The sequence below is a fragment of the Priestia sp. SIMBA_032 genome (genome assembly GCF_046535215.1).
Taxonomy (GTDB): domain Bacteria; phylum Bacillota; class Bacilli; order Bacillales; family Bacillaceae_H; genus Priestia; species Priestia aryabhattai.
Genome location: NZ_JAWRXD010000711.1, coordinates 1 through 270 on the forward strand (window position 1 = coordinate 1; position 270 = coordinate 270).

The 270-nt window shown below is 48.5% G+C and carries 1 protein-coding gene; it reads left to right on the forward strand.

The features are described 5' to 3' along the window. The coding region (locus SB717_RS36120) for a hypothetical protein (RefSeq protein ID WP_410907810.1) at positions 1 to 270 on the forward strand (270 nt) is incomplete at both ends.

The following is a 270-nucleotide window of genomic DNA, read 5'->3' on the forward strand; positions in this document are numbered from 1 at the left end:
GCCCAAAAAATTCTCAAACAGGCAGAAGCCAAAAGAGCAGCGCTCTTAAATAATGCCGAAAAAGAAGCAAAGGCTACCCTTGACAAAGGGGAAGGTGCTCTAAAACAAGCCGCAAGGGACCTCACCGTCTCAGTTCATAATGATTTGTTGAAATTGCTCAAGGCGACCTTGGAACAAGAGGTAGCGACGACCTTCACCCCAGAACTAACGGAAAAAGCTGTGCTCAAGGTCATTGAAAACGTGGGCACGGGCGCTTCGCTGCAACTTCCT